Source organism: Rathayibacter sp. SD072, from assembly GCF_017355185.1.
In the GTDB taxonomy this organism is placed as follows: domain Bacteria; phylum Actinomycetota; class Actinomycetes; order Actinomycetales; family Microbacteriaceae; genus Rathayibacter.
The window spans coordinates 32,269-49,471 of sequence record NZ_JADILJ010000012.1; the positions used below are offsets into that span (position 1 = coordinate 32,269).

Below are 17,203 nucleotides of genomic sequence, written 5' to 3' on the forward strand. Positions count from 1 at the left end.
AACGGTGCCGCCGGGTGGGAGCCAGTCGGGAGGGAGGGGTGGGAGAGGCGCGTCAGTCGACGAGCTCGCCGAGGAGCTTCAGCGCCTCGGCCCAGGCGGCGTCGCCGTCGAGCTCACCGCGGTCGACCTTCTGCAGCACGGGGCCGAAGACGTTCTCCTGGATGAGCGAGTCGTCGGGTCCCTTGTACTGGGCGACGACGCCCTCGGCGCGCTTCGCGAGGATCGCACCGGTGGGCGAGTCGTTCAGCGCCGGGTCCGGCTCAGCGGCGGAGGCGAGCTCCTCCTGAGCGGCGAGGGTGCTCGGGAACGGACCGGCCGCCTCGAACGCCTTGATCTGCTGCTCGGGCTCGCTCAGCCACGAGGCGAGGGCCGCGGCTTCCGCCGGATGCTCCGACTGCGTCGGGACCGAGAGGAAGGAGCCGCCCCAGTTGGCCGCGCCGCCGGGGAAGACGTCCGCGAAGTCCCAGCCGGTGCTCGCGGGGTCGCCGCCTCCGGCCTCCACGCCGCCCTTGAGGGTGCCGAACATCCACGCGGGGCAGACGAAGGTGGCGAAGGTCTGGTCGGTGAACGACTTGCCCTTGTTCCAGTCCCAGGCCTTCTGACCGGCCGAGAGGCCGGAGGCCGCGGCGTCGGTCAGCTGGCCCCAGCGCTCCTCGAGCTCGGGGTTGCCCTCGATGTTGAGCTCGCCGTCGGCGGTGTAGTACCCCTCGGGCAGCTGGTTGACCATGGCGTTCCAGACGAATCCGGAGTGGTCGAACCAGGCCTTGCCGGTCGCGTCGTTGTACTGCTTCCCCGCGGCGAAGTAGTCGTCCCAGGTCGCGTCCGCGCCGCCGAGAAGCTCGGCGACGGACTCGCGATCGGTGGGGAGTCCGGCGGCCTCGAAGGCGGCGGTGCTGTAGCAGAGGCCCTCGGGGCCGATGTCGGTGCCGTAGCCGATGACGCGTCCGTCGGGGTCGGTCGCCTGCTCGTACTTCCAGTCGACCCAGTCGGCCTTGCGGTCCTCGATGCCGTGGTCGCGGAGGTCCACGAACTGGTCCGAGACCTCCATGATCTGGCCGAGCCAGCCCTCCTCGATCGCGAGGACGTCGGCGAGGCCCGAGCCCGCTGCGAGCTTGGTGAAGGCGTCGGTGCGGGCGTTGCCGCCGGTGTCGATGTTGTTCGGGACGATGGTGATCCCGGGGTTCGCCTCCTCGTACTCCGCGTAGAGGTCGTCGAACCCCATCGCGTTGAACGTGGTGACGGTCAGTTCGATGTTCTCGCCCTCTGCGGCGTCGGATCCGGATGACGAGCATCCGGTGACGACGAGGGCGAGGGTTGCGGCGCCGGAGATCGCTGCGGCGATCCTGGCGCGTCGTGATGCGAGCACGGTCACTCCTTCGTGATGGGATGGGCACGCCGGGGAGCGCTCTCACGCGTGACTGCTGCGTCCGTGAGAGCGCTCTCACGAGGTGTAGGGCGAGTGTACGAACACTTCCGCAGAGAGGTCAAGAGTTTCGAGAGAGCGCTCTCATAACGGTCCGGTCACCGTCGTGAAGCCGACTGCGGGTCGGGAATTCCGGCGGGTCGCGTCCTGCGGAGGGGTGCGGCGCAGAACCTCGGCCGAGAGCGGTGCTCAGCGACGATCGTGCGCGAGCGGCACTCGTGGCCGAGGTTCTGCGTCGGCGTCTGCACAGGAACCCCCGTCCACGCGGCACCGGCACCAGGAGTGAACACCCCTGGTCGATCCGTCACGGACGGTCGCCTCCGAGCGATCCGAGCGGCCGTTCGCGACGGATCGACGCGGGAGACCCGATCGTTCGTGACAGATGGACGGAGACCCGACCGTTCGTGACGGATGGACGGACACGCGCCCGCCGATCCGTCACGAACGGTCGGGCGTCAGCCGATCAGCACCGCGAAGCCCTGAGCCCGCAGCTCCACGGAGGCGCCGGCAGCCGCCGCGGACTCGCTCACGAGCACGCCGTCGGCCGAGTAGACGCGCAGCGTCCCCGAGCCTTCGAGCGTCGTCGAGCGCGCCGTCACGGTCGAGTTCCGCAGCAGCTCCGTGCGTCCGCCGTCGCCCTCGAGCACGAGGCGCGACACCACGGGGCGCACCAGCAGCGCGTCCAGCTTCGTCTCACCGGTCAGCCCGCGCACGTCGATCGTGGTCGCGCTCGCGGGCACCGTGCGGCGCAGCTTCTGCGGGAGCAGGGCTCCCGACGCCTCGGTGATGCCCTGCGCGCCGACGGTGCTCGTCAGCAGGTCCAGCGGACGGCGTCCCGTGTTCCAGGCACTCCGCGGAGTCGTCGCCGTGCCCTTCTCGACCTGCCAGAGCACCGGCTCGATCACGCGCTCCTGGATGGAGGAGCCGAGGCCGATCGTCGCCGCGCGGCGCCAGTTCGTCAGCGACAGGTACGAGCCGCTCCACGACGACTCCCCCGTCCAGCTCGATTCCGGAGTGACGACCGTGCCGCCGCGCGCCGTCTCGGCCTCGACGACCTCGAGTCCCTCGCGGCTCACCTGGGTCGCGACCGACCGCGCCCGGTCGGCCAGCTCGGGTCGGTCGTCGAGCGCGATCATGGCGAGGAGGCCGTGGATGGTGCTCTCGGCGCCGCTGTTGCGGTTCACGCTGCCGTCGGCCTGCACGCCGTCGAAGGTGATGCCCGTCGCCGGATCGTAGACCGCGGTGCCGCTCCGGTTGAGGCCGAAGAACCAGGCGCCCTGCACGCCGGCGAGGTCGGTGTAGGCGCTCGACCCGGTCGCGTCGGCGAGGGCGAGCGAGTTCTGCAGCCGCGAATCCGCTCCGTAGGCGATCTGCACCGTCTCGGTCGGGCTCGGGTAGCGGCCGTTGTCGGGGCCGCCCGAGGTCAGCAGCTCCGGCGCGAAGCGGGAGCCCTCGACGACGGCAGGCTCGAGAAGCGAGGCGTCGCCCAGTGCGACGGAGGACTCGGCGAGCGCCGCGGGCATCTGCGACGCCCAGGAGTGCCAGAGCGAGCGCGACTTCGCCCACGGCAGGATCGCACCGTACGGCCACGACGTGGTGTCGGCGTCCGTCGTCGTGCGCGCGAGCGCCGCCACGCCCTCGGCGAGCTTCGCGGTGCTGTCGCGCACCGCGGAGTCGTCGGGCACGGCCTCGACGTACGCCGAGAGGCCCAGCAGCGCCTCGGCGGTCGCGTCCGCCCCGTCGACGATCAGCCAGGCGGGCACGTCGACGCCGTCGGCCTTCTGGTACTGGCCGAAGCGGCCGAGCACCTCGCGGTCGACCGCGGCGACGCCGAGGCGGAGACGCTCCTGCAGGAACGCGGCGAACTCCGGGTCGTCGTCCTCGAAGGCCGCGTAGCCCTCGCCGAGCGCCCAGAGGGTGCGGGCGAGCCAGTAGCTGTCCTCGGAGTCGCTCGGATCGGGCAGCTCGACCGGCTCGGCGCTCGCGTTGAGCTCGCCGTCGGGCTGCATCCAGAGCACCACGTTGCCGGCGTCGTCACCCACCGTGGTCTGGAAGTAGGCGAGGGCGCGCAGGGTCTCGTAGGCGTTCTCGCGGCTGGCCGTCGATCCGGTCTGCTGCCAGTGCCGCAGGTAGGCGACGGCGGCCCGGGAGATGTCGTCGGTGTTGAAGGCGCCCTGCCCCCAGTCGCCGGTCGCGGCATCGAGGGGACCGCCGCCGACGCGCTCGAACGTGCCGCCGTCGCGAGCATCGGCGTACGTCCACGGCATCACCAGCTCGGGCTCCTCGGCGAGGCGGTAGGTCGTGTGGCCGGGCTCCGGAGTCGGAGTGGCGGTGTCGAGCAGGAAGTCGAGGTGCGCGGTGTTCGCGAGGGGGGCCGCCGCGTGCGCGGGGGCCGCGCCGAGGGTGAGGCCCCCGGCGACGAGGGCGGTGGCGGCGAGTGCCGCCGCCGTCCGGGTTCTGGCGTTCGTCATTGAACTCTCCGATGTGTGGGGGTGGGTGGTGCTTCTGGTCGTGGGGGATCTCGATACGCCCGCTCCGCGGGCTACTCGATCAGCAGGGATGAGGCGGCGGTCGGATGCTTGCTGGTCGAGTAGCCGCCCAGCGGCGTATCGAGACCCACGTACTCCAGAAGCGGTGGATCTCGACACGCCCGCTCCGCGGGCTACTCGATCGGCAAGGGGCGAGGCGGCGGTCGGACTGCTTGCTGGTCGAGTAGCCCCGCAGGGGCGTATCGAGACCCACCACCGCCCGGAGACGGGGATCTCGATACGCCCGCTCCGCGGGCTACTCGATCAGCAGGAGGCGAGGCGCCCGAGCTAGGGCGCGAACACCGCCCTCATCCGTCCGTCCGCACCAGACGCGCCGCGCCGATCCTCGAGTCGGCCATGCCGTAGAAGACGTAGTGCTGCCCGTCGATCTCCTCGATCGCCGTCGGGAAGACGACGTTGGGCACGATGCCCGAGCGCTCGTCCTCCGTCTCGGCCTCGAGCAGCGGCTCGCTCGTGCGCGCGATCACGCGCGAGGGGTCGTCGCCGTCGAGCAGGATCGCTCCGGCCGCGTAGTTGACGTTCTGCTGCTGCGAGAACGCGCTGTCGATCACTCCGGTCACCCCGTGGTGGATCAGCAGCCAGCCCTCGGGCACGCGCAGCGGCACGGGGCCGCCTCCGACCTTCAGCTCCTCGAAGGGGAACTCGGGCCCCGCGAGGAACCGGTGCCGGGTCCACCGCGTGAGGTTCGCCAGGTCGCGGTCCACCTCGGCGACCGGGACGTAGCTGATCCAGATGCTCTGGCGCGGATCCTCGGTGCCGGCGGGCAGGCGGACGCCCTCCCCCGGCTTGGTCTCGCCGAGGTCCCACATGGGCCGGTGCAGCACGGCGAAGGACCGCGTGCCGTCGGGCGCCGTCACGATCTCGGGGAAGAACACGGTGTCCTTGTTGTGGAACAGCCCGAGGTCGATGTCGAGCGCGTCGTCGTACGCGAAGGTCACGGGGCCGAGCCGGCGCCAGTCGCGCAGGTCCTCCGACACGGCGAGCGCCGTCCGCGGACCCAGCGGCCCGTACGCCACGTACGTCATGACGTGCAGGCCGAGGGCCTCGATCCACGTGACGCGCGGGTCCTCGACTCCGGCGTTCGCGGCACCGCGCTCGAACCCGCGGTCGGGCGCCAGCACGACCCCCTGCCGCTCGACGCCGACGGGCACGCCGTTCTCGACGAGCACGCGGGCGAGCCCGATCCGCGAGACGTTGCCGGTCGCGACCATGCGGGGCAGCAGGTACAGCTCGCCGTCCGGGCCGCGACCGCTGCCCGGGTTGAGCACCCCCTCGGCCTCGAGCTGGTCGCCCGGCAGGGGCTCCATCACGATGCCGACGCGCTCGAGTCGGTAGGGGACGGTGGTGAGGGTGGGAGTCATGGTCATCCTTTCACTCCGGATCCGAGATCGGTCGAGACGAAGTAGCGCTGGAACACGATGAACAGCACGACGACGGGGGCGGCGAGCACGACGGCGCCCGCCAGGATCGCCCCGAACGGGTTGTCGGTCGACGACGCGACGTTCGAGATGTAGTTGGCCAGGGACACGGCGAGCGGCTGCAGCGACGCGTCCTTGGTGATGAGGAAGGGCCAGAGGAACTCGTTCCAGGGGCCGATGAAGGTGAGGAGGACCGCCGTGACGAGCGCGGGCCGCACCAGCGGGAGGGCGACGTTCCAGAGCAGCTTCAGCTCGCCGGCGCCGTCGATCCGGGCCGCCTCGAACAGCTCCTTCGGGAGCTGCAGGAAGTACTGCCGGAAGATGATCACCGCTGTGGAGTTGATGGCGAACGGCAGGATCATGCCCACGTGGCTGTCGGCGAGACCGTAGTCGCGGGCGATCAGCACGTAGAGCGGGATCTGCAGCAGCTGGAACGGGATGACCTGCACGAGCAGGACGAGAGCGAACACGGCGTTGCGTCCGCGCCACTGCAGCATCGCGAGCGCGTAGCCGGCCAGCACGCCGAACACGACGGTGCACAGCAGCACGCCGCCCGTGAAGATCCCGGAGTTGACCAGGCCGGTGAGCAGGCTGATCCGCTCGTTCACGTTGACGTAGTTGTCGAGCGTGAGGTTCGCCGGGTCGGGGACCGCGCCGGCGAGGGTCGGGTCGGGGTCGGTCTGCAGCGAGCCGACGACCATGTAGTAGAAGGGGAACAGGAAGACGATCGCGCCCAGCCCGAGGACCACGCCGCGCAGGACGACCGCCGAGCGGCTCATGCCCACGGGGCGTCGACGCGTTCTGATCGGAGTGACGGCGGGCACGGCCGAGGCCGCTGCTCCCGCGCTGACCTGCGCGCTCATGAGTTCCTCTCCCCGGCGAACCGGTTCTGCAGGTAGGCGATGATCAGGACGCCGATGACGAGGACGACTCCGATGGCCGACGCCACGTCGGGCTGCCCCTGCTGGAGGCCCAGCTGGTACATCAGCAGGACCGGGGAGGCGGAAGCGCCGTTGGGCCCGCCGCCGCCGGTCAGGAGATACGGCTCGGTGAACAGATTCGCTCCGGTGACCGTCGAGACGAGCAGCACGAGCAGGGTCGCCGGCCGCACGCTCGGCACGGTGACCGAGAAGAACTGGCGCACCCGGCCGGCTCCGTCGGTCGAGGCCGACTCGTACAGCTCCTTCGGCACGTTCTGCAGCGCCGCGAGGTACAGCAGGATGTAGAACCCGAGCTGCTTCCACGTGACGAAGATCGCGATGACGGGCATGGCGAGGTCGTCGTTGATCAGCCACGACGGATCCGGCGCCAGCGGGCCGAGCAGGCTGTTGACCAGCCCGTTCCCGTTGAACAGGAACAGCCAGACCGCGACGATCGCGACGCTCGCCGTCACGTAGGGCACGTAGAACGAGACCCGGAGGAACGTGCGCAGGTGCACGACCTTGTCCAGCGCCGAGGCGAGCAGCAGCGCCAGGATCACCGTCAGCGGCACGTTGATGATCAGGAAGATCCCGATGTTGCCGAACGAGCGGATGACCTGCGGATTCGAGAACGCGGTGACGAAGTTCTCGAGGCCGACGAACGGCCGGTCGACCTGCACGCCGGGCGCGGCGAAGAAGAAGTCGTGGAACGCGATGTAGACCGAGTACCCGACCGGGAACGCGAACACCGCCAGCACGAAGACCAGGTACGGGCCGCCGAACAGCAGTCCGAGCGGCTGGGGTCCGAGCACGCGGCGGAGAAGGCTCCGCTTCGCTGCCGGGCCCGGGGCCCCGGCGCCCGTGGACGCCGGAGCCTTCGGGGTGAGCGTGGTCACGGCCGGCTCACTGCTGGCCGGCGAGCCCGGTGACGGTCTCGGCCGCTCCGTCGAGGGCCGACTGCACGTCGCCCTCGCCGAAGATCACCGTCTTGCCCCACGCGTCGCGGATCGCCTGCAGCATCTGCACCGTGTTCGGTCCCGACGGAACCTCGATGGTGCGGCTCGCCTGGTCGCCGAAGCGCTGGTAGGCGGGGTTCGCCTCGAAATAGTCGGCGTAGGTGGTCTGCAGGTCGGTGCGCAACGGCATCTGGCCGGTGGTCTCGAGGAGCGAGCGGTCCTGCTCCTCACTGGTCGCGAACTTCAGCACCTCCCACGCGGTGCCCTTGTTCTCGCAGGCGGAGTAGAGGCCGACGTTCTTCGCGTCACTGAAGGTCCAGGTGTCCTCGGGCGCAGTGCCGTCGGGGGTGGGCACCGAGACGGAGCCCCAGTTCAGGTCCTCGTAGACCGAGACGGCCCACGGGCCCACGATCGACATCGCGGCCTGGCCGTCGGCGAACGCGTCGCCCTGGTACTGCTCGCGACCGGCGAGGCCCTGGTCGTACAGGCCCTTCCAGAACTCGGCGACCTCGTAGCCGTCCTCGCTCGCGAAGGTGGCCTCGCCGTCCTCGACCAGGCCCGTGCCTCCGGTGGCGGCGGCGTACAGCGGCATGAAGTCGAACTGCGTCTGGAAGAACTCGCTGGTGGGCGCGGGCTGGATCGCGGCGGGCGCGGCTCCGGACTCGACGAGCGTCTTCGACGTGGCGACGAACTCGTCGTAGGTCGCCAGCGACGGGTTCTCGGGGTCGAGACCGGCCTGCGCGAAGAGGTCCTTGTTGTAGAAGATGACGACCGGATTGCTCTTCCACGGCATCTGGAAGTAGTCGCCGTCGGCGTTCTGGTACTGCTCGGCGAGGTCGCCGCTGCGGGTCTCGATGTAGTCGTCGCCGTCCTCGAACTCCGACAGGTCGACGAGGCCGCCCTGCTTCTCGAACTGGCCGACCGCGCTGGGTGCCGTGTTGAAGACGAGGCAGGGCGCGTTGCCGGCGGTGATCGCGGCTCCGATGACCTCCTCGCTGCTCTTGCCTGCCGGGATCTCCTGACCGGTGATCTCCTGGTCCGGGTTGTCCGCGTTCCAGGCCTCGACCATCGCCTCTCCCCAGGCGACCTCCTGCTCGTTGTTCGAGTACCAGATCGTGATCGGGCCGGTCGCGGTGAGGTCGGTGGAGGCGCCGCCTCCCCCGCCACTGCACGCGGTGAGGCCGATCGTCGCCAGCGAGGCGATGCCGATCCCGGTGAGCCATCGTCTCGTCGTCGAGCTGCTCATGGTGTTCTCCTTGTCCTGTGCTCGGCGCGCGCGGCGGTGCGCGCGCCTCTCAGTGGGTCGGCCGCGGCGGAGCGGTCGAGTGGCGCACGACGAGCCCGGCGGGCTCGAGGTCGACATCGGGGGCGCTCCCGGTCTCGATCAGATCGAGGAGCGTGCGGGCCGCCGCCTCGCCCCAGCGCGCGGGGCGCGTGCGGGCGGAGGTCAGCGTCGGGTAGACGTGGGCGGCGATCGCGGAGTCGTCGAACCCCGTGATCGAGAGGTCGTCGGGCAGCCGGAGCCCGCGGGTGTGCGCGACGCCGAGGCCGGCGATGGCCATCGGGTCGTTCGCGTAGACGACCGCGGTCGGCGGTTCGGCGAGGTCGAGGAGCTGCTCCGTGGCGCGCGCGCCCTGGCCTGCGCTGAAGTCGGTCGCGACGACCGGGCCGGGCTCGAGCCCCGCGTCGCCGCACGAGCCGAGGAACGCCGCGCGGCGGCGGCGCGAGTGCAGCAGGTGATCGGGACCGGCGACATGGGCGATGCGCCGGTGGCCGAGCGCGGCGAGGTGCGCGACGGCGTCCGCGATGCCGGCGGCGTCGTCCATGACGACCGCGGGCGACGGCGATCCGTGGAAGCGGCCGAGGGTGACGGCGGGCAGGCCGAGCTCAGCGAGCAGGGCGGGACGGGAGTCGTCCCCGCGCAGATCCGTCAGGAAGATCCCGTCGACGCGGCGGTCGGCGGCGAGGGTGCGGTACACCGCCTCCTCCGAGGCGCCGGGCTCGACCACGCTGAGCACGAGCACCCGGCCGTTCTCGGCGAGCACGCGCTCGACGCCCGAGATGAACGAGGGGAAGAACGGATCCGCGGCGATCACTTCGGGATCGCGCGCAACGACGAGGCCCACCGCGAACGAGACGCTGATCGAGAGGGAGCGGGCGGTGACGCTGGGGCGGTAGCCGAGGTCGGCCGCGACCTGGAGGATCCGCTCGCGGGTGCCGGCGGAGACACCGGGCCTGTCGTTCAGCGCGAACGAGACGAGCGCCTTGCTGACGCCGGCCTCGCGGGCGACGTCGAGGATCGTGGGCCTGTCGGCCATCTCGCGCCTCCCTCTCGAGTCTGAACCGGTTTACTTAACCGGTTCAGGCACGCTATCAGGAGCGGGCGGAGAAGAGAAGAGGGCCGAGAGCCGGCAGTCCGGCGCAGAACATCAGCTGAGAGGGGGGTCTCTCGGCTGTCAGCCGACCGACCCCCCTCTGCGCTGACGTTCTGGGGGCGACCCGGCGGCCGGGCGACCCGTCGACCCTCAGAACGATGGAACCCGGGCGATCCAGCCCGTCGCCTCCTCGATCGCGCGGGTCACCGCGAGCAGCTGCAGCTCGCGGCCGTGGCGGCCCACGACCTGCACGCCCACGGGCAGCCCGTCGGAGGTGAAGCCCGCCGAGGTGACGACCACCGGATGCGCGGCGAGCGTCAGGCGGTTCGCGAGCATCTGCCAGGTGAAGTAGCGGTCGAACCGCACGCCGTCGACCTCCGGGACCCACTCGAGCTCGGCGGGCGGTGCGGCGACGGGGGTCGCGGGCAGGATCAGCACGTCGTGCCGCTCCAGCACCGCGGCGGTGTCGCGGAACAGGCGCGTGCGGCGCTCGTAGGCGTCGGCGAGCTGCGTGGCCGACATCGCCCGGCCCTGCTCGACGTTGCGTACGTAGTCCGGGCGGAAGCCCGTCGCGCCCGCGTCGACGGCGTGCCGGCCGCCGAGGAAGAACTCGAAGGTCTCGATGGTCTCCCAGGCCTCGTCGGCACCCGCGAAGTCGGGCTCGTCGGCCTCGACGACGGCGCCGAGGCCGGTGAGCTGCTGAGCGAACGCCGCGTGCACCCGCCGCACCTCGGGGTCGATCGGCAGGCCGCCGGCGTCCGCGCTCCACGCGATCCGCAGGCCGTCGACGGCCACCGGGCGCGGCTCGTGCACGGGCAGGGACGACAGCGGCCAGACGCTCTTCTCGACCGACAGCCCCCGGAGGAAGAGTGCGGCGTCGGCGGAGTCGCGCGCCATCGGTCCGGTCACGCCGTGCGGGGTCCACGCGTTGCCCGTCCGTCCGCTCGCGACGCGGCCGGGGCTCGGGCGCACGCCGACGACGTTGCAGAACGCGGCGGGGTAGCGGAGGCTGCCGCCGCTGTCGGAGCCGTCGGCGATCGGCAGCATCCGGGCGGCGAGGGCGGCGGCGGCGCCTCCGCTGGATCCCCCCGCGTGGCGCGTCGTGTCCCACGGGTTCACGGTCGTGCCGAAGACCGGGTTGAAGGTCAGCACGCCCTGGCCCATCTCGGGGGTGTTCGTCTTGCCGATGATCAGCGCGCCCGCCTCGCGGAGCAGGGTCGCGAGAACGCTGTCGTGCGCGGCGGGCGCGGCGTCGGCGAACGCGGCCGAGCCGTTCGTGGTCGGGAAGCCGGCCACGTCCATCAGGTCCTTCACCGCGGTCGGCAGACCGTGCAGCGGAGGCAGGGGCTCCCCCGATGCGCGCGCCTCGGCGGTGCGGCGGTCGGCCGCCTCCGCCACTGCGAGCGACACCGAGTCCGGCTGCTGCGAGACCACGGCGCGGAGTGCGGGGTTCCGCTCCTCGATCCGCTCGAGGTGCGCCCGCATCACCTCCACGGCCGAGACCTCGCGGGAGGAGATCGCCGCTGCCAGCGCGGTGGCGCTGCGGTCGGCGAGGTGCTCCTCGGCCATCAGCGGCCGCCCTCGTGGCCGTGCTGCTGCTCGGCGTGCGCGTGGCCGGCGTGGGCGTCGTGCCCGTGACCGCCCGAGTCGTGCCCGGCGTGGTCGTGCCCCGCGTGGTCCTGCCCCGCGTGGCCGTGCCCCGCGTGGTCCTGCCCCGCGTGGCCGTGCCCGGCGTGTCCCTGCCCCGGCGCGCAGTGCGCCGACTCCGATGCCGGCACGTCCAGCGACGGATTGCGGTCGAAGAACCCGTCCGGCTCGAGCCTCAGGCTGATCCGGTCCACCGGCATGATCGGCCACTGCTCCGGGCGCGGGAAGTGGTGCACGCCCAGCACCGGCCAGAGCACGAGGCGCTCGTTCTCGAGCGAGCGGTCGGCCCGCTGCCACACGTGCACGCCGTCGTCGCCGAGCTCGCCCTGGTTGGGGTACTCGCCCGCGATGAAGCGCTCCTCCGCGTCGAACGCGCTCGCCCACAGGTGCTGCGCGACGAAGGGCGCCTTGCGCTCGACCACGCTGCCGGGGCGCGCGTAGAGCTGCGCGGTGTTCTGGATCGCGAGGCGGTAGGCGGTGCTCTCGCCGTAGCGGTTGGTGGCCGACTCGCTCTCGACGCGCCAGTGCAGCGCCCGCGCCGGGTCCGCGCGGCGCGCGCCCTGCGCCTCCGAAGCGATCGGGGTCTCGACGGCGAGGCACGCGTTGCCGTACGGGTTCGTCGTCTCGTCCGGGTCCACCTCGGCGTGCACCTCGACGAGGCGGTTCAGCGGTCCGTCGATCGCGGTGTCCAGGCGCACCGCGAAGTAGTGCTGGTGGGTCGGTGCCTGCACGTTCGGAGCGACGAGGCGCCCCGAACGCGGCGTCTCGCCGTCGGCGATGCCCGAGACCGACATCAGGCCGGTGAGCTTCACCTCGAGCTCGATCGAGCCGTCCTGGTGCAGCGACCAGTAGAAGCCGTAGTCGTAGTTCGCGACCGTGGCGAAGCTCGAGACCACGAGCTTGCGGCTGCGGCGCACCTCGGCGCTGCCGGTGCGCGTGTTCACGTGCTTCCAGAGGATCGAGTCGTCCTCCTCGTGCAGGCAGATGCCGTTCGCGATGGTCTGCGGCTCGCCGTGCCCGTCGAGGTACTCGACGTCGAAGTAGCGGATCTCGCCCAGGCAGTCGCAGCCCAGCTCGAGGCTCGCGGTGAGGGGGCCGGCGCCGTACTCGCCCCAGTCGAAGAAGTTCTTGCGGTAGGCGGTCGGGTCGCTGTCGAGGTAGGGCACGTACATCTCGTTGACCGCGGCGCGCTGGAGCACGGGGCGCTCGACATCGCCGTCGCGGTAGGTCAGCTCGTGCAGCACGAGCCCCTCCCGGTGGCTGAAGCCCACCCGGAACGACCAGTTCTGCCAGGTGACGCGGTGCCCCTCGATCGCGAAGCCGGGGCCGTCCGCCTGCACGATGTCGAGCTTCGACACCTCGCGGTCGGGACCCCAGGTGCCCGCCGTGTAGACGCCGGTCTCGCTCGCCATCGGGATCACGCCGTGGTCCTCGATCCGGATCACCTCGAGCGTGTCGAGGTCGAGGATCGGCACGAGTCCGGCGACCGGGCGCGCGTAGCCGTTGTCCTCCGGGAACTCGCGGTACCAGACCGTGCCCCAGCTCAGCCGGCGGTCGGCGAGGTCCTCGGGCACGAAGCCCGTGATCGACTCCGGGTCGACCCAGACGAGCGAGGTGTCGGTGATGCCGCGCAGGGCCAGCGCCTCCTTGAGCAGGGGCGAGTTCCGGGCCGCCTGCGCGATCATCCGGGCCTCGTCGCTCGAGACGCCCGGGCGGCGGTGGTCGACGTCGGTCCACACCTCGACGACCGCGGAGCCGCCCGGCGCCGCGGTCCAGCCGCGCACCTCCCAGGCGGCGCGGGCGTCCGGGTCCATGACCACCAGGCGCACCGGTCGCGGATCGCCCGGCGACGTGCCCCGCGCCTTCTCCTCGTCCAGGGCGATCCCCCAGAAGCGCGGTCGCTCGCCGAGTCGACCGCTCGCGCGCACGGCGGCGACGAAGGAGGAGATCTCGGCGGAGGTGAGCGGGTCGAGGACGTGGGCGGTGGAGCTCATCGGGTTCCTTCGGGTCGGAGGGTCGGGTTCGGGGACGCGGGGACGACGGCGGCGCGGCCGTCCGCGCGCGGGTCGCTCGCCGCGTCGAGCCGCCCGTCGGAGTGCAGGCGCACCAGCTGCACGTGGCCGGCCTCGTCGACGGGACCGGCGGTGCGGACGACCGGCAGACCGAGCGCCTCGGCCGCCGCGATCGCCTCGTCGGCCCCGGGCTCGGCGACGAGCGTCGTGCGCTCGTGGCCGAGGTCGCGGGCGCCGACGACGAAGCGCGGCCGTGCGAGCACCTCGTCGGGCTGCGACGTCGGCCGCAGCAGGTCGCGCACCAGCTGGGCGAGGATCCACGGCTGAGCGCTGCCGCCCTGGCAGCCGAGCCCGAGCACCAGCTCGTCGGTCTCGGCGACGACCGGCAGCAGGGTGTGCGGCGGCCGCAGTCCCGGCCCCACGTGCCCCGGATGGGCGGGATCGGTACTGAAGGCCGAGCCGCGGTTGTGCAGCACGACGCCCGTGCCGGGATCGAGGATCCCGGAGCCGAAGAGCTGGTAGACGCTCTGGATCAGGGTCACGACGGTGCCGTCGGCGTCCGCCGCGGTCACCGCCACGGTGTCGCCGAGGGCACGTCCGGCGCGGGGCAGGGAGCCGTCGCGACCGCGCGGGTTCCGCAGCGCGTCGACGTCGATCGCTCCTCCGCGGGGATCGCCCAGCTCGGCCTGGCGCACGAGCGCGGCCTCGCGCACGGCGGCGACGAGCTCGGCGGTCTCGCCCCCGAGCGCCTCGGGCAGGACTCCCAGCAGCACCGCGCCCTGGCTGGGCGGCGGGGCGACCCACCAGCGCGCGCCTCCGATCGTCTCGGTGAGCGGCTCGACGAGCTCGGCCTCGTGCGCGGCGAAGTCGTCCTCGGTGTGAGTGCCGCCGAGCGAGCGGAGCCGCGCGGCGAGCGAGGCGGCGATCCGCCCGGAGTAGAAGGCGGCCGGGTCCTCGGCCAGCTCGCCGAGGGTCGCGGCGAGCGCCGGCTGCACGAGCGCGTCGCCCTCGCCCAGCAGTCCGCCGCGGCCGTCGCCGAACACTCCGCGCATGCCCTCGTCGGCCTGCAGCTCCTCGCTCCGCTGGCCGATCGCCCGCGCCAGACCGGCCGAGACGGGCACGCCCTCGGCGGCCAGCCGCGCAGCGCGCCGCAGAGGCGCGGCGAGTCCGAGGCGCCCGCCCAGGCCGGCGATCGTGTGCCAGCCGGCGACGGCTCCGGGGATCGTCACCGTCTGCGCCCCCTGGCGCGGCATGCGGTCCTCGAGCGCCAGGCGCGCGACGTCGATGCCGGCCGGCGCCGCTCCGGCCGAGATCACCGCGGTCACTCCGGCCCCCGGACGGCGCACCAGGGCGATGAGGTCGCCGCCCAGACCGCACTGGTGCGGGTAGACGACGGTGAGGGCCGTCGCGGCGGCGAGGGCCGCGTCGATCGCGTCCCCTCCGTCGGCGATCGCCTCGGCCGCGGCGTCGAGAGCCGCCGGGTGGGGCGCGGCGACCGCGATCCGGGAGGAGGGGGAGGACGCAGCGACGGGGCCGGTCGGCGAGGCGGGTGCGGTCATGCGGGGGTCACGCTCCGAGCGGGGGTGAGGAAGTCGAGGTCGGGTCGGTCGATCCCGTCGACGAGGTCGGCGAGGGCCTCGCCGATCGCCGGGCCGAACTTGAAGCCGTGACCGGAGCACGCGGCCGCGACCAGCACCTGCGGCCGGCCGGGCAGCTCGCCGAGGACGAAGCGCTTGTCGGGGGTCATCGTGTAGAGGCAGGCGACGGCCTCGCCGCCCTCGACGTCGATGCCCGGCACGAAGCGGCGCAGCAGCGCCTGCAGGTGCGCGATCTCCTCCGTGGTGGGCGGGGCGACGGGCACGGCCGGGTCCCACACGGGCCCGGCGTCGATGCCGATCTTCGCTCCCGAGCCCGCGGCCTCGGGGAGCCCGAAGACGAGCCCCTCCGGCAGGTCCACCGAGAAGCAGCCGAGGGCCGGCGGGCGGGCGGCGTCCTGACCGGCGCGGGCGGTGTAGGTGAGGATCCGCTGCACCTCGAAGAACCCCGCCGCCTCGGGCAGGAGCCGCGCGATCCAACCGCCGGCGGCGAGCACGAGCCGGCGCGCGCGGAGCTCTCCCGCGGTGGTGCGGACGGTGACGACTCCCGCGTCCGTGGACCAGCCGAGGACCTCCTCCTCGAAGCGCAGCTCGGCGCCCGCCGCGACGGCGTCGGACTGCGCGAAGGCCAGCGCCCGTGCGGCCTCGACCACTCCGGCGTCGGGGTCGTGCACCACACCCCAGCCCTCCGGCGGCGCCAACGACGCGGCGACGGCACGGGCGTCCTCGACGGGTCGGCTCCGGCCGCCCTGCAGCGTGGGGACGCCGCGGTGCGCGTACAGCCCGCCGGTCGTGTGCACGAACGGCTCTCCGGCGTGCACGCCCCAGCGCTCCCAGCCGCGGAAGGCGCGGTCGACCAGGTCGTTCCAGACCGGGCTCGGGTAGGCGCGGCGGATCATCCGCGTCGCTCCGTGCGACGAGCCGCGCGCGTGCGCCGGGCCGAACTGCTCGATCCCTACGACGTCGCGCCCGCGCCGCGCGAGCTCGCGCACCGTCGCCGACCCGTGGATCCCGAGCCCGAGCACCACCGCGTCGTGCACCGTCATCGGGCGCCTCCTGCGATCGCCGCGACCCGCTCGAGCAGGGCGTCGACGTCGGAGGCGTCGGTGTAGACGTGCGGGGACACGCGGACGACGCTCGCGATGCCCCGGGCGCCGAGGTCCCACTGCGCGTGGCCGGCGGGCACGGCGAGCGAGTCCACGCCCGCCTCGCGCAGCCCGGCCGAGACCTGCTTGGCGGCGACCCCGTCGACCGTGAAGGTCACTATGCCGGAGGGGGAGGCGGGCGGATCGGCGAGGGAGACGCCGTCGAGGGCGCCGAGCCGCTCGCGCAGCTGCGCGCCGAGGGCCACGAGGTGCTCCTGGGTGGCCGCGGGACCGCGCTCGAGGGCTTCGCGGAGCGCGACTCCGAGGCCCAGTCGGGAGGCGACCGACGACTCCCAGGTCTCGAGGACCCGTGCCGTGCCGTCCATCGTCCACTCCTCCGCGCTCGTCCAGCTCGAGCCTCGCACGTCGGGCGCCCAGGGTCCGAGTCCGTCGAGCAGGCCCCTGCGCAGGTGCAGCAGGCCGGTGCCCCGCGGTCCGCGGAGGAACTTGCGCCCGGTGGTGACGAGGGCGTCGCAGCCGATCGCGCGCACGTCGATGTCGAGCTGCCCGACCGACTGCGTCGCGTCGAGCACGGTGATCGCCCCGTAGCGGCGGGCCAGTGCGCCGATCGCGGCGACGGGCTCGACGAGCCCGGAGGAGGTGGGGATGTGCACCGCGCTGACGACCGTGCGCCCGGTCGTGGTCGCCAGGGCGCTCTCGAGCGCCTCCAGATCCATCCTGCCCGAGGAGTCGTTGGGGAGCACGTCCAGACGCACGCCGTCGTGCCGACGCAGGGCGAGCATCCGCAGCGCCTGGCTGATGTAGCTCGAGCGCGGCGCGAGGACCGTGTCGCCCGGCCCCAGGCGCAGGGCGTCGAAGACCGCGCGCAGACCGCTGGTCGCGCTGTCGAAGAACGCGATCTCGTCGACGTCGGACCCGAGCAGCTGCGCGGCCGACGCGTAGGCCGCCTCGAGGTCGTCGGCGGCGAGATTCGCGGCCTCGTAGCCGCCGATCCGCTGCTCCAGGCGCAGGTGCCCGATGACCGCGGCCAGGACGCCGTCGCTCATCAGTCCCGCTCCGGCGGCGTTGAAGTAGTGCCGCCCGACCGTGCCGGCAGTGCGGGCGCGCTCGGCCGCGACGTCGATGGTCGCGGTCGCGGCGGGGGTGCCGCCGTCCAGGCCGAGTGTCATCCAACAGGTCCTTCCGCGCGGCGTCGTCCTGCG

12 protein-coding genes are annotated in these 17,203 nt (G+C 72.7%); all 12 read right to left on the bottom strand.

Annotated features, from left to right (window positions below; translation table 11 throughout):
- Positions 1–52: 52 nt before the first annotated feature.
- A complete protein-coding gene (locus IOC53_RS06920) occupies positions 53–1,366 on the bottom strand; it encodes an ABC transporter substrate-binding protein (RefSeq protein WP_207403727.1) in 1,314 nt (437 codons plus the stop codon).
- Positions 1,367–1,878: 512 nt separating this feature from the next.
- Entirely contained in the window at positions 1,879–3,894 is a 2,016-nt protein-coding gene (locus IOC53_RS06925) for a hypothetical protein (RefSeq protein WP_207403729.1), read from the bottom strand.
- Positions 3,895–4,259: 365 nt separating this feature from the next.
- On the bottom strand, positions 4,260–5,333 hold the full coding sequence (locus IOC53_RS06930) for a glycosidase (RefSeq protein WP_207403731.1): 1,074 nt from the start codon (positions 5,331–5,333) through the stop codon (positions 4,260–4,262).
- A 2-nt stretch (positions 5,334–5,335) separates the two neighbouring features.
- The gene (locus IOC53_RS06935; protein WP_207403827.1) at positions 5,336–6,169 is read right to left on the bottom strand and encodes a carbohydrate ABC transporter permease; all 834 of its coding nucleotides are present in this window, start codon (positions 6,167–6,169) and stop codon (positions 5,336–5,338) included.
- Positions 6,170–6,249: 80 nt separating this feature from the next.
- Positions 6,250–7,206 (bottom strand): carbohydrate ABC transporter permease, encoded by a 957-nt coding sequence (locus tag IOC53_RS06940; RefSeq protein WP_207403739.1) that lies wholly within the window; start codon positions 7,204–7,206, stop codon positions 6,250–6,252.
- Positions 7,207–7,213: 7 nt separating this feature from the next.
- Positions 7,214–8,512, bottom strand: a complete 1,299-nt coding sequence (locus tag IOC53_RS06945) for an extracellular solute-binding protein (protein WP_207403741.1) — start codon at positions 8,510–8,512, stop codon at positions 7,214–7,216.
- 49 nt (positions 8,513–8,561) lie between these two features.
- Positions 8,562–9,584, bottom strand: a complete 1,023-nt coding sequence (locus IOC53_RS06950; protein WP_207403743.1) for a LacI family DNA-binding transcriptional regulator — start codon at positions 9,582–9,584, stop codon at positions 8,562–8,564.
- A gap of 207 nt (positions 9,585–9,791) precedes the next feature.
- Positions 9,792–11,210 (bottom strand): amidase, encoded by a 1,419-nt coding sequence (locus tag IOC53_RS06955; protein ID WP_207403745.1) that lies wholly within the window; start codon positions 11,208–11,210, stop codon positions 9,792–9,794.
- On the bottom strand, positions 11,210–13,282 hold the full coding sequence (locus tag IOC53_RS06960; protein ID WP_207403747.1) for a primary-amine oxidase: 2,073 nt from the start codon (positions 13,280–13,282) through the stop codon (positions 11,210–11,212). Before IOC53_RS06960 ends, IOC53_RS06955 begins: the two co-directional genes overlap by 1 nt.
- Positions 13,279–14,859, bottom strand: coding sequence for a gamma-glutamyltransferase (locus tag IOC53_RS06965; RefSeq protein ID WP_207403749.1), 1,581 nt, complete (start codon positions 14,857–14,859; stop codon positions 13,279–13,281). The genes IOC53_RS06960 and IOC53_RS06965 overlap by 4 nt, the downstream gene beginning before the upstream one ends.
- Complete coding sequence (locus IOC53_RS06970) at positions 14,856–15,941, bottom strand: FAD-dependent oxidoreductase (protein WP_207403751.1); 1,086 nt, start codon at positions 15,939–15,941, stop codon at positions 14,856–14,858. Before IOC53_RS06970 ends, IOC53_RS06965 begins: the two co-directional genes overlap by 4 nt.
- On the bottom strand, positions 15,938–17,170 hold the full coding sequence (locus IOC53_RS06975; RefSeq protein ID WP_207403754.1) for an aminotransferase class V-fold PLP-dependent enzyme: 1,233 nt from the start codon (positions 17,168–17,170) through the stop codon (positions 15,938–15,940). Before IOC53_RS06975 ends, IOC53_RS06970 begins: the two co-directional genes overlap by 4 nt.
- Between the last annotated feature and the right edge of the window lie 33 nt (positions 17,171–17,203).

Coding starts and splice junctions, on each gene's coding strand:
- IOC53_RS06975 (WP_207403754.1), bottom strand. CDS start 17,170: ATGACACTCGGCCTGGACGGCGGCACCCCCGCCGCGACCGCGACCATC.
- IOC53_RS06950 (WP_207403743.1), bottom strand. CDS start 9,584: ATGGCCGACAGGCCCACGATCCTCGACGTCGCCCGCGAGGCCGGCGTC.
- IOC53_RS06930 (WP_207403731.1), bottom strand. CDS start 5,333: ATGACTCCCACCCTCACCACCGTCCCCTACCGACTCGAGCGCGTCGGC.
- IOC53_RS06955 (WP_207403745.1), bottom strand. CDS start 11,210: ATGGCCGAGGAGCACCTCGCCGACCGCAGCGCCACCGCGCTGGCAGCG.
- IOC53_RS06960 (WP_207403747.1), bottom strand. CDS start 13,282: ATGAGCTCCACCGCCCACGTCCTCGACCCGCTCACCTCCGCCGAGATC.
- IOC53_RS06965 (WP_207403749.1), bottom strand. CDS start 14,859: ATGACCGCACCCGCCTCGCCGACCGGCCCCGTCGCTGCGTCCTCCCCC.
- IOC53_RS06925 (WP_207403729.1), bottom strand. CDS start 3,894: ATGACGAACGCCAGAACCCGGACGGCGGCGGCACTCGCCGCCACCGCC.
- IOC53_RS06970 (WP_207403751.1), bottom strand. CDS start 15,941: ATGACGGTGCACGACGCGGTGGTGCTCGGGCTCGGGATCCACGGGTCG.
- IOC53_RS06945 (WP_207403741.1), bottom strand. CDS start 8,512: ATGAGCAGCTCGACGACGAGACGATGGCTCACCGGGATCGGCATCGCC.
- IOC53_RS06935 (WP_207403827.1), bottom strand. CDS start 6,169: ATGAGCCGCTCGGCGGTCGTCCTGCGCGGCGTGGTCCTCGGGCTGGGC.